The organism is Dorea sp. YH-dor226 (genome assembly GCF_039832105.1).
In the GTDB taxonomy this organism is placed as follows: domain Bacteria; phylum Bacillota; class Clostridia; order Lachnospirales; family Lachnospiraceae; genus Dorea_A.
Genome location: NZ_JBDOHS010000001.1, coordinates 33,373 through 51,974, shown reverse-complemented (window position 1 = coordinate 51,974; position 18,602 = coordinate 33,373). Strand labels below are relative to the sequence as shown.

At 44.6% G+C, this 18,602-nt stretch carries 20 protein-coding genes; 17 read left to right on the top strand and 3 right to left on the bottom strand.

Translation table 11 applies throughout. The annotated features are described in order from the left end of the window. Nucleotides 1-80 precede the first annotated feature (80 nt). The 6 genes from ABE547_RS00295 (at nt 81) to spoVAE (ending at nt 3,283) form a co-directional block, all read left to right on the top strand. The gene (locus tag ABE547_RS00295; protein ID WP_347376908.1) at nt 81-254 is read left to right on the top strand and encodes a hypothetical protein; all 174 of its coding nucleotides are present in this window, start codon (nt 81-83) and stop codon (nt 252-254) included. Next, entirely contained in the window at nt 224-898 is a 675-nt protein-coding gene (locus ABE547_RS00290) for a stage V sporulation protein AA (protein ID WP_347376907.1), read from the top strand. The genes ABE547_RS00295 and ABE547_RS00290 overlap by 31 nt, the downstream gene beginning before the upstream one ends. Beyond that, the gene (locus ABE547_RS00285; protein ID WP_347376906.1) at nt 858-1,274 is read left to right on the top strand and encodes a stage V sporulation protein AB; all 417 of its coding nucleotides are present in this window, start codon (nt 858-860) and stop codon (nt 1,272-1,274) included. Before ABE547_RS00290 ends, ABE547_RS00285 begins: the two co-directional genes overlap by 41 nt. A 61-nt stretch (nt 1,275-1,335) precedes the next feature. Further along, nucleotides 1,336-1,794, top strand: a complete 459-nt coding sequence (locus tag ABE547_RS00280; RefSeq protein ID WP_347376905.1) for a SpoVA/SpoVAEb family sporulation membrane protein — start codon at nt 1,336-1,338, stop codon at nt 1,792-1,794. Between the two features lie 65 nt (nt 1,795-1,859). Further along, nucleotides 1,860-2,864, top strand: coding sequence for a stage V sporulation protein AD (locus ABE547_RS00275; protein WP_347377148.1), 1,005 nt, complete (start codon nt 1,860-1,862; stop codon nt 2,862-2,864). A 62-nt stretch (nt 2,865-2,926) separates the two neighbouring features. Beyond that, a complete protein-coding gene (gene spoVAE / locus ABE547_RS00270) occupies nt 2,927-3,283 on the top strand; it encodes a stage V sporulation protein AE (protein WP_235248083.1) in 357 nt (118 codons plus the stop codon). A gap of 74 nt (nt 3,284-3,357) precedes the next feature. Here the strand turns inward: spoVAE and ABE547_RS00265 are convergent, their stop codons facing one another. After that, entirely contained in the window at nt 3,358-4,260 is a 903-nt protein-coding gene (locus ABE547_RS00265; RefSeq protein ID WP_347377147.1) for a phosphoribosylaminoimidazolesuccinocarboxamide synthase, read from the bottom strand. A 177-nt stretch (nt 4,261-4,437) separates the two neighbouring features. Here ABE547_RS00265 and ABE547_RS00260 point away from each other — a divergent pair, with 177 nt between their 5' ends. The 4 genes from ABE547_RS00260 to ABE547_RS00245 all read left to right on the top strand — a co-directional run bounded on the left by ABE547_RS00260 (nt 4,438) and on the right by ABE547_RS00245 (nt 7,841). Then, a complete protein-coding gene (locus tag ABE547_RS00260; protein ID WP_347376904.1) occupies nt 4,438-6,078 on the top strand; it encodes a Na/Pi cotransporter family protein in 1,641 nt (546 codons plus the stop codon). Nucleotides 6,079-6,238: 160 nt separating this feature from the next. Then, complete coding sequence (locus ABE547_RS00255) at nt 6,239-6,751, top strand: ribonuclease domain-containing protein (protein WP_347376903.1); 513 nt, start codon at nt 6,239-6,241, stop codon at nt 6,749-6,751. Nucleotides 6,752-6,755: 4 nt separating this feature from the next. Next, nucleotides 6,756-7,010 (top strand): barstar family protein, encoded by a 255-nt coding sequence (locus tag ABE547_RS00250; RefSeq protein ID WP_347376902.1) that lies wholly within the window; start codon nt 6,756-6,758, stop codon nt 7,008-7,010. Between the two features lie 195 nt (nt 7,011-7,205). Further along, nucleotides 7,206-7,841: a DUF5937 family protein gene (locus ABE547_RS00245; protein ID WP_347376901.1), complete on the top strand. Its 636-nt coding sequence runs from the start codon at nt 7,206-7,208 to the stop codon at nt 7,839-7,841. Between the two features lie 14 nt (nt 7,842-7,855). Here the strand turns inward: ABE547_RS00245 and ABE547_RS00240 are convergent, their stop codons facing one another. Continuing rightward, on the bottom strand, nt 7,856-8,860 hold the full coding sequence (locus ABE547_RS00240) for an alpha/beta hydrolase (RefSeq protein WP_347376900.1): 1,005 nt from the start codon (nt 8,858-8,860) through the stop codon (nt 7,856-7,858). 4 nt (nt 8,861-8,864) lie between these two features. Then, a complete protein-coding gene (locus ABE547_RS00235; protein ID WP_347376899.1) occupies nt 8,865-10,217 on the bottom strand; it encodes an MFS transporter in 1,353 nt (450 codons plus the stop codon). A 347-nt stretch (nt 10,218-10,564) separates the two neighbouring features. Between ABE547_RS00235 and ABE547_RS00230 the strand changes: the two genes are divergently transcribed. The 7 genes from ABE547_RS00230 (at nt 10,565) to ABE547_RS00200 (ending at nt 18,526) form a co-directional block, all read left to right on the top strand. Next, nucleotides 10,565-11,416, top strand: a complete 852-nt coding sequence (locus ABE547_RS00230) for an Rpn family recombination-promoting nuclease/putative transposase (protein WP_347376898.1) — start codon at nt 10,565-10,567, stop codon at nt 11,414-11,416. Between the two features lie 18 nt (nt 11,417-11,434). Then, on the top strand, nt 11,435-14,197 hold the full coding sequence (locus ABE547_RS00225; protein WP_347376897.1) for a translation factor GTPase family protein: 2,763 nt from the start codon (nt 11,435-11,437) through the stop codon (nt 14,195-14,197). 156 nt (nt 14,198-14,353) lie between these two features. After that, entirely contained in the window at nt 14,354-15,220 is an 867-nt protein-coding gene (locus ABE547_RS00220; protein ID WP_347376896.1) for a hypothetical protein, read from the top strand. Between the two features lie 96 nt (nt 15,221-15,316). Continuing rightward, nucleotides 15,317-15,643, top strand: a complete 327-nt coding sequence (locus ABE547_RS00215) for a PadR family transcriptional regulator (RefSeq protein ID WP_347376895.1) — start codon at nt 15,317-15,319, stop codon at nt 15,641-15,643. Next, nucleotides 15,633-16,178, top strand: a complete 546-nt coding sequence (locus ABE547_RS00210; RefSeq protein ID WP_347376894.1) for a DUF2812 domain-containing protein — start codon at nt 15,633-15,635, stop codon at nt 16,176-16,178. Before ABE547_RS00215 ends, ABE547_RS00210 begins: the two co-directional genes overlap by 11 nt. Before the next feature lie 36 nt (nt 16,179-16,214). Beyond that, entirely contained in the window at nt 16,215-17,717 is a 1,503-nt protein-coding gene (locus ABE547_RS00205; RefSeq protein WP_347376893.1) for a GNAT family N-acetyltransferase, read from the top strand. Continuing rightward, nucleotides 17,714-18,526 carry an MBL fold metallo-hydrolase gene (locus ABE547_RS00200; RefSeq protein ID WP_347376892.1) on the top strand — a complete coding sequence of 271 codons (813 nt, stop codon included), beginning with the start codon at nt 17,714-17,716 and terminating at the stop codon, nt 18,524-18,526. The genes ABE547_RS00205 and ABE547_RS00200 overlap by 4 nt, the downstream gene beginning before the upstream one ends. Nucleotides 18,527-18,602: the final 76 nt, after the last annotated feature.

The window sequence follows — 18,602 nt, the reverse complement described above, 5'->3', positions numbered from 1 at the left end:
TTTTTGGCGGAAGTATCCATACTAAGCAAAGAAAAAAAGATAACAAATACAACAAGATACTGGATAAAGAAGGTGAGTGTATGGATGACGCAAGAAGAAAGCTCAGAATCTGTCTGTTGTGTATCGTGACGGCAGCGGTGATCATAGGTGGAATCTATTACTTTGGAAGTCGGAAGGAAACGGATGATGTCCGGGAGGGAACACTCGTAAGGCAGGAGAGAGTATGGCAGGAAGCAAAGATATCGTATATATAAAGGCAGACAGAAATATTGAAGTGACAAAACCGGACGTAACGCTGGGCGATGTGCTGAAGATGGAGTGCAGTAATCCGGCGGTTGTGCCACATTTAAGTACGGTGAAGCTGTTAAGGTTTCATCACACAGATCAGAAGTCGCAGAACAGAGTTGCGGTGTCTGTGTTGAAAGTAATTGAGAAGATACACAAAGAATATCCGGGAATCACGGTTGAAAATATGGGTGAGACGGATTTTATCGTAACTTATGAGGAACAGCAGACGGCAGGAGGAATGGTTCATTATCTAAAGACAGCAGCGGTAGTACTGATCAGTTTTTTCGGAGCTGCGTTTTCGACGATGGCATTCAATAATGATGTGGATACTACAAAGATGTTTGCACAGGTATATGAGCAGCTGACCGGGCAGGTGTCGGATGGATTTACACTGTTGGAGCTTACGTACTGTATAGGTCTTACGATTGGAATTCTGGTGTTCTTTAACCATTTTGGAAGGAAGAAGTGGACAGTAGATCCGACTCCGATGGAGGTTGAGATGCGGCTTTATGAAAATGATATTCAGACAACACTGATTGAAACCTACTCCAGAAAGGAGAAAGAAATCGATGTGGGCAGTAATGATACTTTTGATCATTTTCGGACTTAGCGCCGGCGTGGCGGCCGCAGGAGGATTGTTTTCTTTCATAATAGGTCTGGGAGTGGTATCGGATTTTGCAGACAGAACGCATACAGGAGAGCACCTGATGTTATACGAGGACAGTATTGCGCTGGGAGGAATTCTGGGAACTGTTTTTTCCATATATCAGATCAGCATACCGGGAGGTGTATGGCTGGTACCAATGTTTGGAATCTTTGGCGGCCTTTTTGTCGGATGCTGGGCCATGGCGCTGGCGGAGGTGCTGAATCTGTTCCCGATCTTCATCCGGAGAGTCCGTCTTCTTCGCTGTATCCCATATATTATCCTGGGAATTGCATTGGGAAAAGGACTGGGGGCACTGCTATTCTTTGTAAAACGATGGTAAGTATGATTGACTGATAAGGAAATGATATGGCGAATCAACAACATGACGAGAGGTAGCATATATGGATAAGAAACAGCAGCAACAGGCATATGAGAATTATGTGAAGCAGAAGACACCGGTTCATAATTTGCCGGTGAATATGGCACGGGCGTTTGTGACGGGAGGAATCATCTGTACAATCGGGCAGATGATCCTGAATTACTGTGAACACATTGGGTTGGACAAGGATATCAGCGGAGGCTGGTGTTCCATGCTTTTGGTGTTAATGAGCGTGATTCTGACCGGATGCAACATTTATCCCGGAATTGCGAAGTGGGGAGGAGCAGGTGCACTGGTTCCGATCACCGGATTTGCCAATTCGGTAGCTGCTCCGGCGATTGAGTATAAAAAGGAAGGTCAGGTCATGGGAATCGGCTGCAAGATATTTACGATCGCAGGACCGGTAATTCTGTATGGAATCTTTACCAGCTGGCTTCTGGGACTTGGGTACTGGATATTGAAATGTGCGGGCCTGGTATAGTATGGCAGAAAGGCGCAGAGAGAATATGGAGGAAAAGATAGATTACAGCAAAGAAGGGAAATATGATGATAACAGGTATACAGAGTATCGCATTTGAACAGTCACCTTTTGTAATCGGCAGTGCTTCTGTTGCCGGCAGAAAAGAAGGTGAAGGGCCGCTGGGGCGGTTGTTTGACATGGTGGAACCGGAGGATCTTTTTGGAGAAAATACATGGGAGGAAGCAGAGAGTGCAATGCAGAAAGAGGCGTGTCTGCTGGCATTGGGAAAAACACATCTCCGACCGGAGGATATTCGGTTCCTTTTTGGTGGAGATCTTCTCCGGCAGGGAGTTGCGACATCTATGGGAGTGGAAGAACTGCATATCCCGATGTTCGGGTTATATGGAGCCTGTTCTACGTCCGGAGAAGCATTGGCGCTGGCAGCAATGAGTGTTGCGGCAGGCTATGGGGAGTATATGCTGGCAGTGACCTCCAGCCATTTTGGAAGCGCAGAAAAGGAATTTCGTTTTCCGCTGGGGTATGCCAATCAGAGACCATTATCCGCGCACTGGACAGTGACCGGAAGTGGTGCATTTATCGTGGGATTGAAAAGAAGCCATGTACGGATCACAGGAGTAACGGTTGGGAAGATTGTAGATTACGGATTGAAAGATTCGCAGAACATGGGAGCATGTATGGCGCCGGCAGCCTGTGATACAATCATCCAGAATCTGAAGGATTTCGGAAGAAGCGCAGAAGATTACAACCGTATTATTACCGGAGATCTGGGATATGTCGGACAAAGTATATTGTTTGATCTGATGAGGGGAAAGGGGTATGATATCAAGAAAAATCATATGGACTGTGGAATGCTTATATTTGATCAGAATCTGCAGGATACGCATGCCGGAGGAAGTGGATGCGGATGTGCGGCAGTTACACTGTCATCCTACATTTTGCCAAAGATTGAACGGGGAGAGTGGAAGAGAGTATTGTTTGTTCCGACAGGAGCCCTGATGTCGACGGTGAGCTACAATGAAGGGGCAAGTGTGCCGGGAATCGCGCATGGAATTGTACTGGAGCATTGCTAGTACAAAGAACTGATATGGTATGTCTTATACAGTTTGTTAAAGAAAGGGAAAGGAGAAGGTCTATGGATTATATCAACGCATTCTGGATAGGAGGTCTGATCTGTGCACTTTGTCAGATCCTTTTGGACCGGACAAAACTGATGCCGGGAAGAGTTATGGTATTACTGGTCTGCAGTGGCGCCGTTCTTGGGGCATTACAGATCTATCAGCCATTTCAGGAATATGCGGGAGCGGGAGCCAGCGTCCCGCTTCTTGGATTTGGCAACCTGTTGTGGAAAGGAGTCAAAGAAGCAGTGGATACACAGGGATTCATCGGTATTTTTATGGGTGGATTTAAGGCAAGTGCCGTTGGAATCTCGGCAGCACTGATATTTGGATATCTTGCATCACTCGTATTTGAACCGAAAATGAAAAAGTAAAGGGACTGTTACAACATCAGATATGAATCACTGTATGTTGTAACAGTCCCATTGAATTTATATGTGATTTGTAATTACTGGAGCTTTTCTCCTGTCAGCATCTCGTAACTCTGAAGATACTTTTCAATTGTCTTCTGAACGATCTCATCCGGAAGTGTCCAGTCGTTGTCCGGATTAGCCTTCAGCCAGTCACGTGCGAACTGCTTGTCAAAAGATGGCTGTCCATGTCCCGGTTCATATCCGTCTGCCGGCCAGAAACGGGAGCTGTCCGGTGTCAGCATCTCATCACCGATTACGATGTTGCCGTCTTCGTCCAGACCAAATTCAAACTTGGTATCTGCAATGATGATGCCGCGGCTCAGTGCGTAATCTGCACATTTCTTATAAAGTGCAATGGTATAGTCACGAAGTTTGGTTGCATATTCTTCACCTTTACCCGGGAAATACTTTTCCAGATGAGCGATGCTCTGCTCAAAGGATATATTTTCATCGTGATCGCCGATCTCAGCTTTGGTAGAAGGTGTGTAGATTGGCTCAGGAAGCTTGTCAGACTCTTTCAGACCTTCCGGAAGTGTAATGCCGCATACAGTTCCGTTTTCTTTATAGCTTGCCCAGCCGCTTCCGGTGATATAACCACGGACAATACATTCGATCGGCAACATATTCAGCTTCTTGCACATCATGCTGTTTCCGTCAAACTGTGGCTGCTGGAAGAATTCCGGCATATCCTTTACATCAGCGGAGATCATGTGGTTTGGAAGGATATCTTTGGTCAGATCAAACCAGAATTTGGACATCTGAGTCAGAACAGTTCCTTTTTTTGTTACAACATTTTTCAGGATTACATCAAAACAGCTGATACGGTCAGTCGCAACCATAATCAGGCTGTCGCCGTTATCATAGATTTCACGGACTTTGCCTTCTTTTATTGGTTTCATCTCATATACCTCGCTATATAATAGTTTAAAATAGTCTATACGTAATAGCTAAACAGATTTTGAGGGAAAAAACAATACCATTTTGAAATTTTATGGATTTTTTTTGTATAAAATCAAAAACTCATTAAGAAATTGTAAAAAGCAGTTGTTTTCTGCATAGGTAAATGGTATGTTAAAAATGTTGGGTTAATGTGTAGTGTACATTAGGAGGAAATCATGAATTATGTAAATATTATTATTCCTTTTGTCGGAGGACTAGGAATGTTTATCTACGGTATGCAGATCATGGCACAGGGCCTGGAAAATGCTGCCGGAAATCGAATGAAAACTCTGTTGGAAGTCCTGACAAAGAATAAGCTGATGGGAGTGCTCCTTGGAGCTGCAATTACTGCGGTCATCCAGAGTTCATCTGCAACTACCGTTATGGTCGTTGGTTTTGTAAATGCAGGTATTATGAATCTGACACAGGCTATGGGAGTTATCATGGGAGCCAACGTAGGTACGACCGTGACAGGATGGCTGGTATCTTCTGTGGAGTGGGCCAAGTTCTTGAGTCCGTCTACGCTTGCGCCGATTGCAGTCATGCTTGGTGTGATCATCATGCTGACCGGAAAGAGACGTTCTGCAAAGGAGATCTCCAGCATCGTTGTAGGATTTGGTCTTCTGTTTATTGGTATTACGACCATGTCCGCTGCAGTGGAACCGCTGAAGGATGTACCGGCTTTCTGTAACCTGTTTGTCACATTAGGACATAATCCTCTGCTGGGAATTCTGACCGGTGCGGTAGTAACCGGTATTATTCAGAGTTCATCTGCTTCAGTTGGTATCCTGCAGAGTCTTGCGGCAGCAGGGCTGATTCCGTTCCGTGCGGCGATCTATATCATCATGGGACAGAACATCGGTACCTGTGTGACTGCCATCATGTCAAGTCTTGGAGCCAAGAAGAATGCCAAGACAGCAGCGCTGATGCATCTGTTGTTCAACGTAATCGGTACGGTGATATTCAGTGTAATTGCGATTGTGTACTTTGAATTGATCAATACGGCAGCTGGTTTGGGTAATATCACGCAGACACAGATCAGTACCGTTCATACCATATTTAATATCGGAACTACCGTTCTTTTGTTCCCTGCATCGAACTGGATCGTAAAACTGGCGAAGAAGATCGGACGTGTGGATGAGGCTGAACAGGATAGAGGAGTCGTACTTCTTGATGACCGTATCCTTCAGACACCAGGTATCGCACTTCAGTCTACAATCAAAGAATTGATTCGTATGGGAGAGATCGTAAAAGAATCTCTGGAAGTTGCAAGAACCGTATTATTTACATTAAAAGAAGAGGATATTCAGTTCCTGAAAGATGAAGAAAGTACTGTAGATAATCTGAGCGCCGGAATCACTGAGTATGCAATTAAGCTTAGCTCATTGCAGATCAGCGAGAAAGAACATCAGGAAGTATCACACATTCTGCAGCTTGTATCTGATATCGAGCGTATCAGCGATTACTGTGAAAACATCTCCGAATTCGCAGAGACACTGTATGAGAAAAAAGTCAGCTTCTCAGAAGTCGGAAAAGAACAACTGCAAGGGATGCTGGATATCTGTATCGACAGTTACGAATATGCATTAGAGTCCTATGAAAAACAGAGCAAAGAGATTGCACTGAAGGTAATCGAAAAAGAAACTCAGGCCGATGATATGGAGATTACACTCAGAAGCAAACATATCAAACGTCTGGCAAACAACCAGTGCAACACAGAAGCAGGAATCGTATTCCTCGACACACTGGTATGTCTGGAACGTATCTCCGACCACGCGAGAAATATCGCCGAAGAAGTGTTGGAGAAGCAACAATAATAATTTGGGACGGGGAATTTTTAAAAATTCCCCGTCCCAAATTATTAAAACCCCTGTCCCTTTTGCCGATTTTTATGGCTAAAAAGGGATTTATCCACGCGAGATGTGCATTACTCTTGATTTGTATGTGGAAAACCATAGGGATAAGTAGGAGGAATATATGAGGAAAAAAATTAAGTATCTTGTAGGGTTATTTTTATTAATGTTCTGTCTTTTGGCAGGCTGTGGAAACCAGAATGTGGAGACGGACGATACATCTTCCGGGCAACAGGAAACGAATCAGGAAACGAATCAGGAGACGCAGCAGGAGTCGGAAGGGCTGGTTGAGGAATCCGGCGAGTATACGTCTAAGGAAGAAGTGGCGGCGTATCTGAATGAATTTGGACATCTGCCGGAGAATTATATTACGAAGAAGGAAGCACAGTCCCTTGGCTGGAACAGTAAAGAGGGCAATCTGGATGAGGTCGCACCGGGCAAAAGTATCGGTGGCGATTATTTTGGTAATTACGAGGGAGCTCTTCCGGAAGCGGATGGCCGGACTTACCATGAATGTGATATTGATTATGAAGGGGGACGCCGGAACGCGAAGAGGATTGTGTATTCGGATGATGGCCTGATCTATTATACGGAAGATCATTATGAAACTTTTGAATTGTTATATGGTGAGGAATAAGAAGATGAGAGTGATACTGGACGCAGGCAAAATGGAAAACAGAGAGGATACATTTGCATATCTGAAGGAACAGTTTCAGCTGCCGGAATACTTTGGCAATAATCTGGATGCGCTGTATGACTGCCTGACAGAGCTTACGGATACGGTAGTTGTGATTGAAAATGAAGATCAGGCGGGTGAGTGGTATAAGAAAGTTGAGAGAGTTCTTGCGGATGCATGCCGGGAAAATCCAGGATTAAAATGTGAGAATTATGCATAAGGAATAGAGAATAAGAAAAATATACATTAAAACAGAGTCGATGGTTTTCAAAAGAGAGGCCATCGGCTCTATTTTAATTGGAATTGCGAAGGAAAAACATGTTGACAAAACGGGACCGCATTCTTATAATACACACGCTTAAAGCAAAACAACGAGCGGTTAACCAGATTGTTAATTAGTGGAAGGAGAAAAAGTGTGATATTAGATATATTTCGGGAGAAGAATACGGAAATTGTATTTTCTGTTCTTCCGGCCTGGGAAATGTTTTTTTCTATGCATGTACTGTCGAATCCGGAGCACCATGCCTCCAGAAAAAAGTGGGCGGAATCAAAAGAAAAGTCGTCTCCGGAGCTGATCGGGCGAATTAGAGAGCTGGACGAGATCACGAATACCTGGACCATCATTATTGATTCTGACAGATGGAGCGAGATCCGCCAGATGGAGATCGTAGAGATGTTTTCCTATTTCAGGAAAATGACGATCTATCAATGGAATGAAAGGATGCAATATTCCGGGAAAACAATGAGCATGAAAGAAAGAGATCAGATTCTGCAGGTTATGGAAGATTACCCGATGACATTATTTTCCGGCAGCAGGATACCGGTCAGCTGTTTTCCTTGGTGGGCGAAGCTGATATCCTGTGTATTTCCGCTGACCTATTGTCTTAACATCATCCGGTTTGTATTTCATATCCGGGAAGAGGGGAAGGGCTGGATCGCGGATCTGACCGGATTAATGCTCTGCCTGTGTATCATGATCGCATTTACCGTTTTTCTGATACGGAAGGCAGAGGAACATAACCGGGAAACCGGTGAACTGCAGTTTTATTAATTGCAACATTCCGTTCAGTAACTGAGAAAATGTATGATTTTGTCCCAATAGTCATCCAGTATATCCGTGTCGGAGCTGAATATTTCATGTTTGGTATCCGGCATACGAATGCATTGAGCAAAGGGAATCGTGTCTGTGCCGATCAGGATCGGCTTGTGTTGTCTGTTTAATCTGGCGATGAATCGCTGTTGTTCTTTTTCAGATACGAAAGCATCCTGTTCTGCCTGAAAGAGCAGAACAGGTGAGTGTATCTGTTTCCATGCCTTTGTCTGCAGGAAATGATTCAGCCGCATGGCCTCGTGCAGCCATCCAAAGGAAGCCGCACTCGTATGGAACAGAGGCTCCTGTGCTTTGATGTCATTATAATAGGAGAATCTGGCTTCTGACTGGGAAGCACTGTCTTCAAAAGCTTCTTTTCCCTGATACGGACGCTGTCCGAACACGTAAGCTTCTGACTTTCCGATCCTGCAGCATACAGAAGCGATCAGACCAGCCAAAACCCAGGGAACATTCCCTGTAGATGGACGGATCATGGGCGAGGACAGAATGACTCTGTGAAAATCCTGTGGATAGTAAGCAGCAGCTGCGGCTGCAATGCCTCCGCCCATAGAATGACCGTACAGATTAACAGAAAGATCCGGGTGTGCTTTTCCTGCGTATTCGGCTGTATACAACAGATCCTGTACATATCGTTCATACCGGTCGATATGTACCAGAGATGGATCTTTCACCAACCGGTAACTTCTTCCATGTCCGCAATGGTCGATGATGTAGGTATGGTATCCTGCATTGACAAAATAATAGGCCATCTCCCGATATTTTTCGGCTGTTTCTGTAAAACCATGTGAGATCAGAATAATTCCGGCAGGAGAATCCGCCAGATATCTGACGCCATATAGTTTCTTTCCAGGTTCCCGTTCCAGACAGAATGTTTCCATCCGCTGTGTTAGATAAGGTATTACGAGATGATCCATCTGTTCCTGATACCGGGTGTCTGACAATATCATTGAATGTTTCATATGATTACTCCTGAATTTTATCTAATATTTTTCGTTCGTTATAAAACAGGAAGATGAATCCCCCAATAAAGCAAAGTGCCGCCGCCAGAAGTGCTGCGATGCGATATCCCATTCCGGTACCGGAGCCGATTGTGGAGACCGCAGTAAACAGGAGCATTGCAAGGCTTTGTCCCAGTTTGAAAGCAAAGGTTCTGGCAGCATAAAACATACCTTCTCGATTGTTGCCGGTATCGATGGCATCACTCTGGGCAACATCTGCGACCACTGCCTGAGGCAGGATGCCAAAGATGGCCATAGGAAGAGCAGCCACGACTGTAAGAATCAGGCCCTGAACCACAGGTGGAATTCCGGGAATGCTGCCGAGGAATCCGGAATACAGGTAAGCCGCACAGAAGATTGCAAAGGCAAAGAGAATCAGGTTCTTCTTTCCGATCTTTGGCGCCAGTTTGTTGATCGGTACATAGAAGATCAGAGACAACGCGGTCATACCGATAAAATATATGGTAGTCATACTTTCGGACAGTTTCAGCAGGCTGGTCACAAAGAACGGAAGTCCGGTCTGAAACATCGTAATCGCGATCCAGTAGAAGATATCTGATCCGACGAATTTACGAAATTCTCCATTCTTAAATGTGGACACCAGAGAACGGAATGCAGAATCCTGGGTAGGAACTGTGTTTACATAATCTTTTTCCCGGATCGTCAGAACCGGAACCAGCATGCAGAAGAATGCAATGGCGGCAATAATCGTAAATGTGATTCGGATTGCATTGATTCTGCCAAAGGCGGGGACAAAAAGCCCCCAGATGAATGGCGCCAGATATGCAACGGCGGTACCCGCGATAAAAGTAAACGATATCACTGTGGAAATATTCAGTCTTTCCTGCTGTGTATGTCCTAATTCCGGAATTAACGCATTGTAAGGTGTACAGTAGGCGGTAATGGAGAGGTAGTACAGCATGAGCATCACAAAAAGAAATGCGGCATTGGCCCAGCTTATTTTTGATACTGGAGACCAGAAGACAAGAACGGTTGATAAGGCAAGCGGAAGGGCGGCAAACTTAAGGAACGGCATACGGCGACCGTTTTTTGAAGTGCAGCGATCCGATAAAGATGCGATCAGAGGGTCGGTGAAAGCATCGAATATCCGACCGAAAGCAGTAATTGCTCCGATGACCGTAACTATTCCGAGAATGACCAGTCCCTGGGGAATAAAAACCGTCTGTCCCTGTGACATGGCAGCTTCATCCGGTTGATAAAAATAGACCAGCCAGTTCGAAATAATACCGGACAGCATGGACCAGCCAAACTGACCGACTGCAAAACACCAGATTTTTGATGTTGATAATTTTTTCATTTGTATCAGCCTCCAACATGTAAGTTTTCTTTCTATTATAACATTAGAAAGAGCTGTCGGGGAAATGAAAGTATCAAGATGAGTTACCTATATTTTTCAGCAGTATCTGTTTATGAAAAAGCAGTGGGACATTTTATTGCATTTTTATATTATATTTGTTAGGATATTATCATATCTCAGACATTCGGAATTTCTGTTTTATTCTTTTATCGTGGCATTTCGCCAGTTTTTCCATGTTTGAAGTTATTATAGATTGTCTGGAGGGATGCCTATGATTACCTGAGCTTTTCTTTTATTTTTCTGTAACATTATAAAAACCTGTGATAAAATAAAGGAGACTACCTATTATGGCAAGAATGAAAGAGAAGGTACCATTAAAAGATTTGAATCTTACAGACCGTTTCCTGTTTGATGAAGTAATGGAGGATCCTCAGACACATAGGGATGTATTGAGTATTATTTTTGGACGGGAGATTCCACTTCTTACGACTACTGAAACTGAGAAAGAACTTCGTGTATCACCAGTTCTTCGTTCCATACGAATGGATGTTATTTCCATGGATAAGGAACAGGCTGTATACAATACGGAAATGCAGGATAAGAGAAGGGCTGATCTGGCAAAAAGGAGTCGCTATTATCAGGCGTTGCTGGATATTAATTTGTTGGAACCGGGAATTCCGGATTACAATTTGTTAAATCGTTCTTATATTATCTTAATTACTACATTTGATTTGTTTGGATATAAAAAATATCAATATACATTCAGGCCAGAGTGTCAGGAAATTCCGGGGTGTATATTGCAAGATGAAGCCACTCGCATTTTTTTGAATACACGTGGAACAAATGAATCAGAAGTCAGTAAAGAACTGGTGGAATTTCTTCATTATCTGGAACATACTACAGATGAAGAGGCAGCGAAGTCAGACAGTGAGAGACTGCAGCGAATTCATCATCGCGTTTGTAAGGTGAAACTCAGTGAGGAGGTTGGCATAAAATATATGCAGGCATGGGAAGAAAAATATTATGAACGTGAGGAAGGAAGAGAAGAAGGAAGAGAAGAAGGTCGTTTGGAACTTTTACAGGAGTTGATAAAGAAGAAAGTTGCGAAAGGAATGTCTGTTGAAGCAATTGCAGAGGTGATTGAGGAGCCTGTAGAGTCTGTTATGCAGATAATTGCGAAAATGGAGGAAAATAAATGATAGAAAGGGGCATTTTTGATGGGGAGTACATCAGAAAATAAGCCGGGAAGGTATATCAGCGTGGGTATTCTTGCCCATGTGGACGCGGGGAAGACAACATTATCGGAAAGTATTCTATACCTGTCAGGAAAGCTTCGAAAGCTTGGCCGTGTAGATCATAAGGATGCGTTTCTGGATACGAACAAACTGGAGCGGGAGAGAGGGATTACCATATTCTCCAAGCAGGCGGTATTTGATCTTGGAGATACCAGGGTTACACTTCTGGATACGCCCGGACATGTGGATTTTTCGGCAGAAATGGAGCGCACCCTGCAGGTAATGGATTATGCGATCCTGGTGATCAATGGCGCAGATGGTGTGCAGGGACATACCCGGACACTGTGGAATCTTTTGAAGCGATATCAGATCCCGGTGTTTTTATTCGTTAATAAGATGGATCAGCCGGGGACGGATCATAAAAAAATAGATGAAGTATTGAAAAAGAGTCTGAGTGAAGGATGCATTGACTTTGGCGATGATCCGGAGACTGCCAACGGGGGACATACGTCTGAGGCACAGGATTCCTTTTGGGATAGTCTTGCGATGTGCGATGAGGAAGCGATGGAAGAATATCTGGAGTCCGGAATGGTAAAAAAAGATACGATTGTCCGTATGATTGCAGAGCGGAAGGTTTTTCCGTGTTATTATGGATCTGCTTTGAAGGTTCAGGGCGTGCAGGAGTTTCTTGCCGGTCTGGAACGGTATATACGGACTCCGGAATCTGTAAAAATGAAGGCCGCATTTGGAGCCAAGGTATATAAGATCTCTCGAGATGCATCCGGAAGCAGGCTGACTCATCTGAAGGTGACAAGTGGCGTGCTGAGAGTAAAGGACATTCTGATGAATGCACCGGATGCGCAGGAACACTGGGAGGAGAAAGTGAACCAGATCCGTATCTATTCCGGAGAGAAGTATGAGATGGTTCAGGAGGTTCAGGCAGGAACCATCTGTGCTGTGACAGGATTAAACTTCACATATCCGGGAGAGGGACTCGGGACGGAGCGAGATACGCGTGAGCCGGTTCTTCAGCCGGTATTGAATTACCGGATTCAGCTTCCGGACGGAAGCGACGTGCATGCGATGCTTGGTAATCTGCGGAAACTGGAGGAAGAAGACCCCATGCTTCGAATCGTCTGGAATGAAGAACTGGGCGAGATTTATGCGCAGTTGATGGGAGAGGTCCAGATCGAGGTTTTGAAACGACTAATTCTGGAACGATTTGGTGTAGAGGTTACATTTGATACAGGGAATATTGTTTATAAGGAAACTATCGCGAATACAGTAGAAGGAGTCGGGCATTTTGAACCACTTCGCCATTATGCGGAGGTACATCTTGTTATGGAACCGGCCAAACGGGGAAGCGGACTGATCCTTGATACGAACTGCAGTGAGGATGTTCTGGATAAAAACTGGCAGCGCCTGATTCTGACACATCTGGCAGAGAAGGAACACCGTGGTGTGCTGACCGGATCGGCAATTACAGACATGAAGATTACGCTGGCAGCAGGAAGGGCGCATCTGAAGCATACGGAGGGCGGAGATTTCCGGCAGGCAACTTACCGTGCAGTGCGCCAGGGTCTGATGCAGGCTGAAAACGTGCTTCTGGAGCCTTATTACGATTATCGGCTGGAGGTTCCGGCAGAACTGGTTGGTCGTGCTCTGACGGATATTCAGAGGATGAGTGGAGAATTTGAACCGCCGCAGACAGAAGGAGAGATGGCGGTAGTGACCGGATATGCACCGGTAGCGGCCATGCGGGATTATCAGATGGAAGTGACTGGTTATACCAGAGGAAGGGGAAGGCTTTCCTGTACCTTCCGGGGATATGAGCCATGTCAGAATGATCAGGAAGTGATCGAAGCGTTTGGATATGATCCGGAACGAGATCTGGAGAATCCGACGGGCTCCGTGTTCTGTTCGCATGGTGCTGGATATAATGTTCCATGGAATGAAGTAACGCAGCATATGCATATAGAGAGTCAACTTCGGAAAGCTGCGGAACCGGAACCTGCAAAGGCAGAACCTGTCCGGCAGAAACAGCAGAAATCGTCTGTGGGGAGTGCATTGCCTGCATTGTCCAGAGAAGAAGAAAAAGAACTGGAAGACATATTCATACGAACGTATGGAAAGATTGAACGAAGAATGCCGGCCAGACCGGATGCATTCGGAGATTCGTATGTAGGGACAAGGAAGAAGAAAGAGGAGAAGATTCAGGAATATCTTCTGGTAGATGGGTATAATGTGATATTTGCCTGGGATGACTTAAAGGAACTGGCAGCGGTCGATATCGGAGCCGCAAGAGATAAGCTGATGGACATCCTGTGCAATTATCAGGGATTTAAAAAATGTGTTCTGATTCTTGTGTTTGATGCATATAAGGTAGAGGGTTATGCACTGGAGATTCAGAAGTATCGCAATATTCATGTGGTGTATACGAAAGAGGCAGAGACAGCGGATCAGTATATTGAAAAGGTGGTTCATCATATCGGAAGGAAATATCATGTGACCGTTGTGACATCTGATGGTGTGGAACAGGTGATTACGATGGGGCAGGGCGGAACGCGGGTTTCCTCCCGGGACTTTCTGGAAGAGGTCAGACTTACAGAAAAGATGATTCGGGAAGAAGCCGAAAAACACAGAGAAAACGGACGAAATTATCTGTTTGATCATATGGATGAAGAACTGGTAAAAGAGATGGAAGAAGTTCGTCTTGGCAGAAAAACGACTATTGGAGAGTCATAGACAGAAAAAATGAGGCGGAAGGCAGAAAAGCATTGAGCGATTGTCTTCCGCCTTTTCTACCTATAAAATCGACACATTTGTATGCATTACAGTTCTATTCAGATCTGGAGCTTTCGATTACAATGTGATTATAGAAAAGGATATATTGAGATACTGATGAAAACTTGGATGGTATTTGCAGGCATGGTTCTCCTGCTTTTTGCAGTGGTGTATGGTATTCTGGCCAAAAGCTACAGGAAGATTCTGATTACCAATAAAGGTGAGACAAAAGTACAGTATAAAGAAAAATACACGTCTGCCGGTTCTGTCGAAAGTGCACTGCTGAAGAAAGAATTCCGCCGTTTCCTTGGAAGTCCGAATTATATGCTGAACTGCGGGCTTGGAATCATCTTTATGATTATAGCGGCAGTTGTACTTGTGATTAAGGCTGATACTGTGACGGAATTTGTGACAATGTTTTTTGTCGGCTATGAAGAGATGATTCCGCTGGTGGCAGCGGGAGCATTGGGAATGATTGCCGCGATGAATGATATGACGGCACCGTCTGTTTCACTGGAAGGAAAAAATCTGTGGATCCTGCAGGTGTTTCCGGTGACCGGTGTACAGGCTCTGATGGCAAAGATAAAGATGCAGTTGATCCTGACCTATATTCCGGCAGCGATTCTGTTACTTGGCATGGAAATCGTACTGAAGCGACCGATCGTTGAATTTGCGCTGATTGCTTTGGCTGCGGCGGGATTTATCTTATTTATGGCGCTGTTTGGTCTGACCATGAATCTCAAGTTTCCGAATCTTACATGGACGAGTGAGATCATTCCGATCAAACAGAGTATGGGAGTGACGATTACATTGTTTGGCGGCTGGGCGGTCATTGTAGCTCTGGCGGCAGGATATTATCTTTTACGAAATATTCTGAGCTCGTCCCTCTATCTTGCCTGTGTGGCAGCAGTACTTTTGATCGCAGTAATGGGGTTGCTGCGCTGGGTCAGAACAAAAGGAGCACGAATTTTTGAAACATTATAAAAATTAATAGAAATCTGTCTTGACAAATATATATCGCAGTGCTATATATAAGATATAACGAAGTGCGATGTATCGCACTGGAATGGAGTGTGCGGTATGGATCCTCATATTAAAAAAGTATATGTACCAATGACGGAAACGGGATTTTATATTCTGATGTGTCTGCGGGAAGAGTCCCACGGATACAGCATTGTTCAGAAAGTAGAGAATTTGACGGAAGGTGCGGTAAAGCTGAGTCCGGGTACGATGTATGGAAGCTTATCAAAGATGGAGAAGGACGGATTGATTCGGTTTGTACGGGAAGAAGAAAAGAGGAAGATCTACCGGATCACAGATCTGGGAGAACAGGTTCTGGAACTGGAAATGAAGCGGATCGAGCGACTGTACCGGAATATGATGGAGGTGCGTCAGGATGAGAGATAAGAATACAAAGACAGAATACAGGTATTTTGCGATACCGGAATGGGAAAAAGAAGAGAGATATCTTCAGGAACGGCATAGAAGTGGATGGAGGTTTACAAAAGCAACGGGGCTTGGACGTTATCATTTTGAAAAATGTGAACCGCAGGATGTCGTCTATCAGTTGGATTATAATCAGGAAGGGATTGCGCATAAAGAAGAATATGTTCAGATGTTTCGGGACTGTGGCTGGGAGTATCTGCAGGATTTTTACGGATACAGTTATTTCAGAAAACCTGTTTCCGAGATGAACGGAGAAGAAAAAATATTCTGTGATGATGAATCCAGGATCGAGATGATGAAGAGGGTATTCAGAGGAAGAATCATCCCCTTACTTCTGATCTTCTTCCTGGTGATTCTTCCACAGACGTTTATGCAGCATTTTTCCGGACATCCGGTTTTTACGGGTATATATATAGTGTTACTTGTTATCTATCTGGTATTGCTGCTGGATTTTGGATATCAGTTCTGGAGATATCGAAAGCGGCTTGGCAGATAATCATTTTATATTGAATTTGGAAAGAAGGCGAAAGGAATGAATATCGGTATCAGAAAGTGGCGGTTGTCGGATGCAAAAGATCTTGCGAAGACATTGTCCAATCGAAATGTGATGAATAACCTGCGGGATGGTCTTCCGTATCCATACACGAAGCAGGATGCGGTGGATTACATTACTGCCATGATGGAGGCTGATGAAAATGAGACGTTTGCATATGCGGTGACGGTAGATGACAAGGCCGTCGGAAGTATCGGGGCGTTCAGACAGGGCAATATTCATTCCTGTACGGCTGAACTTGGATATTATCTGGGAGAACAGTATTGGGGACAGGGAATCATGACGGAAGCAATTCGTCAGATCTGTCAAAAAGTGTTTGCAGATTCAGACATCATCCGTATCTATGCAGAACCGTTTTCCTATAATGTGGGATCCTGCAGAGCTTTGGAAAAAGCGGGATTTCAGTATGAGGGAACATTAAGGAATAATGCAGTGAAAAACGGAAAAGTTCAGGATATGAAAATGTATGCGCTTACGCGGGAAAAAGATCCGTACAGTATTCGACGGCTGGATCAGGAAAAACTGCCGGAAGCTCTTTCCCTGGTGTGGGAGGTGTTCTGCAAATATGAAGCGCCGGAATATCCGGAGGAAGGAATTGCAGAATTCCAAAGCACGATCGAAGATCCCGGGAAGATTCGGAACATGAAGTTTTATGGTGCTTTTGCAGAGGAGAAACTTGTTGGTGTGCTTGCAATGCGAGAGCCTCGGCATATCAGTCTCTTTTTTGTACAGGAAGCATGGCACCGGAAAGGAATCGGAAAACGGCTTTTTGATGCTGTGAAGAGGGATTATGAGATTCAGGAATTTACAGTCAATTCTTCTCCGTATGCAGTTGAGGTATATCGGCATCTTGGATTTATCCCAACAGCTTCTGAGCAGATCACAAATGGAATCCGCTACACGCCGATGAGATATCGGGCAGCAGAAGGTGGAAAAACACCGTTGCTGGAAACGGAGCGTCTCATCCTGAGACCATTCCGGATGGAGGATGCACAGAACGTATATGAATGTTGGGAGAGTGACCCGGATGTTGCGAAATACATGTTCTGGTCGAGTCATCATGAGATAGAAAAAACAAAAGCATGGCTTCGGTTTGAAATGGAACAGCTTTATAAAAAAGACTGGTATCGGTTTGCAATCGAACAAAAGCATACGAATGAATTGATGGGAACAGTGCTGATCTATTATGAAGAGGAAGTACAGAGCTGGGAGATCGCCTATAATCTCGGAAAGAAATACTGGGGAAAAGGGTATATTACCGAAGCAGCACAGAAAGTTCTTACATTTGCTGCAGATGAGCTGAAGGTTACAGAAATCGTAGGCAGATACGCGAAGGAAAATCCGGCTTCCGGAAAAGTATTGAAGAAGCTGGGATTTCAATATGAAAAAGAAATTCCATATATCTGTAACGACGGCACCGTAACGAGACAGGGAATTCAGTGCAGGCTTAACATGGAAAGACAGAAAGGAAAAACAAATTGAGAGCGACAGTATTGACCGATAACATAGCGGACGGAGAGCTTCAGGGAGAATGGGGATTGAGTATCTATATTGAATATCAGAACCGGAATATCCTTCTGGATACCGGGGCATCAGATCTCTTCCTTAAGAATGCCGAAAAACTGGGACGAAAAATCGAAGATGTGAATTACGCAGTATTATCCCATGCGCATTATGATCATGCGGATGGGATGGATGCGTTTTTTTGTAATAATAAAAAGGCAAAATTCTATCTGCGTGAAGGCAGCGCAGAGAATTGTTATGGAAAGAAATGGATCTTTCGAAGATATATTGGATTGCCGAAGGGAATTCTGGAGACGTATCGGGAACGGATCGTTTATGCCGGGGGTGATTACACACTCTGTCCGGGTGTGTCTTTGATTCCTCATAAGACACCGGGACTTTCCAGGATCGGCAAAAAGAATCTTATGTATATCCGTACAAAGAATGGATGGGAACCCGATGATTTTGCACATGAGCAGAGTCTGGTATTTCAGACGGAGGAAGGTCTGGTTATTTTCAACAGCTGTTCTCATGGCGGAGCAGCCAATATCGTTCGTGAAGTGAAGAAAACTTATCCGGATCAGGAAATCCGGGCGCTGATCGGAGGCTTCCATATTTTTGGGAGGACAGATGCGGAGGTTCGTGAACTGGCACGCGATATCCGGGATACCGGGGTAAAAGAGATTTATACCGGACATTGTACGGGTGACCGTGCATATCAGGTTCTGAAAGAAGAATTGGGAGATATGGTCCATCAGCTGCGTGTAGGACTTATGATAGAAATGTAGGACAATCTCTACGCTTCGTAGGTTGTGGCAGATGCGATATGAACTTACAATATACCTGATGAAAAGAGCAAACTCC

What these genes read in the sequence shown, in the direction of transcription:
- ABE547_RS00280 (WP_347376905.1), top strand. Translation starts at nt 1,336, where the DNA reads ATGGATAAGAAACAGCAGCAACAGGCATATGAGAATTATGTGAAGCAG.
- ABE547_RS00225 (WP_347376897.1), top strand. Translation starts at nt 11,435, where the DNA reads ATGGGGAGTACATCAGAAAATAAGCCGGGAAGGTATATCAGCGTGGGT.
- ABE547_RS00230 (WP_347376898.1), top strand. Translation starts at nt 10,565, where the DNA reads ATGGCAAGAATGAAAGAGAAGGTACCATTAAAAGATTTGAATCTTACA.
- ABE547_RS00235 (WP_347376899.1), bottom strand. Translation starts at nt 10,217, where the DNA reads ATGAAAAAATTATCAACATCAAAAATCTGGTGTTTTGCAGTCGGTCAG.
- ABE547_RS00275 (WP_347377148.1), top strand. Translation starts at nt 1,860, where the DNA reads ATGATAACAGGTATACAGAGTATCGCATTTGAACAGTCACCTTTTGTA.
- ABE547_RS00295 (WP_347376908.1), top strand. Translation starts at nt 81, where the DNA reads ATGGATGACGCAAGAAGAAAGCTCAGAATCTGTCTGTTGTGTATCGTG.
- ABE547_RS00205 (WP_347376893.1), top strand. Translation starts at nt 16,215, where the DNA reads ATGAATATCGGTATCAGAAAGTGGCGGTTGTCGGATGCAAAAGATCTT.
- ABE547_RS00215 (WP_347376895.1), top strand. Translation starts at nt 15,317, where the DNA reads ATGGATCCTCATATTAAAAAAGTATATGTACCAATGACGGAAACGGGA.
- ABE547_RS00210 (WP_347376894.1), top strand. Translation starts at nt 15,633, where the DNA reads ATGAGAGATAAGAATACAAAGACAGAATACAGGTATTTTGCGATACCG.
- ABE547_RS00290 (WP_347376907.1), top strand. Translation starts at nt 224, where the DNA reads ATGGCAGGAAGCAAAGATATCGTATATATAAAGGCAGACAGAAATATT.
- ABE547_RS00240 (WP_347376900.1), bottom strand. Translation starts at nt 8,860, where the DNA reads ATGAAACATTCAATGATATTGTCAGACACCCGGTATCAGGAACAGATG.
- ABE547_RS00260 (WP_347376904.1), top strand. Translation starts at nt 4,438, where the DNA reads ATGAATTATGTAAATATTATTATTCCTTTTGTCGGAGGACTAGGAATG.
- ABE547_RS00220 (WP_347376896.1), top strand. Translation starts at nt 14,354, where the DNA reads ATGAAAACTTGGATGGTATTTGCAGGCATGGTTCTCCTGCTTTTTGCA.
- ABE547_RS00255 (WP_347376903.1), top strand. Translation starts at nt 6,239, where the DNA reads ATGAGGAAAAAAATTAAGTATCTTGTAGGGTTATTTTTATTAATGTTC.
- spoVAE (WP_235248083.1), top strand. Translation starts at nt 2,927, where the DNA reads ATGGATTATATCAACGCATTCTGGATAGGAGGTCTGATCTGTGCACTT.
- ABE547_RS00285 (WP_347376906.1), top strand. Translation starts at nt 858, where the DNA reads ATGTGGGCAGTAATGATACTTTTGATCATTTTCGGACTTAGCGCCGGC.
- ABE547_RS00250 (WP_347376902.1), top strand. Translation starts at nt 6,756, where the DNA reads ATGAGAGTGATACTGGACGCAGGCAAAATGGAAAACAGAGAGGATACA.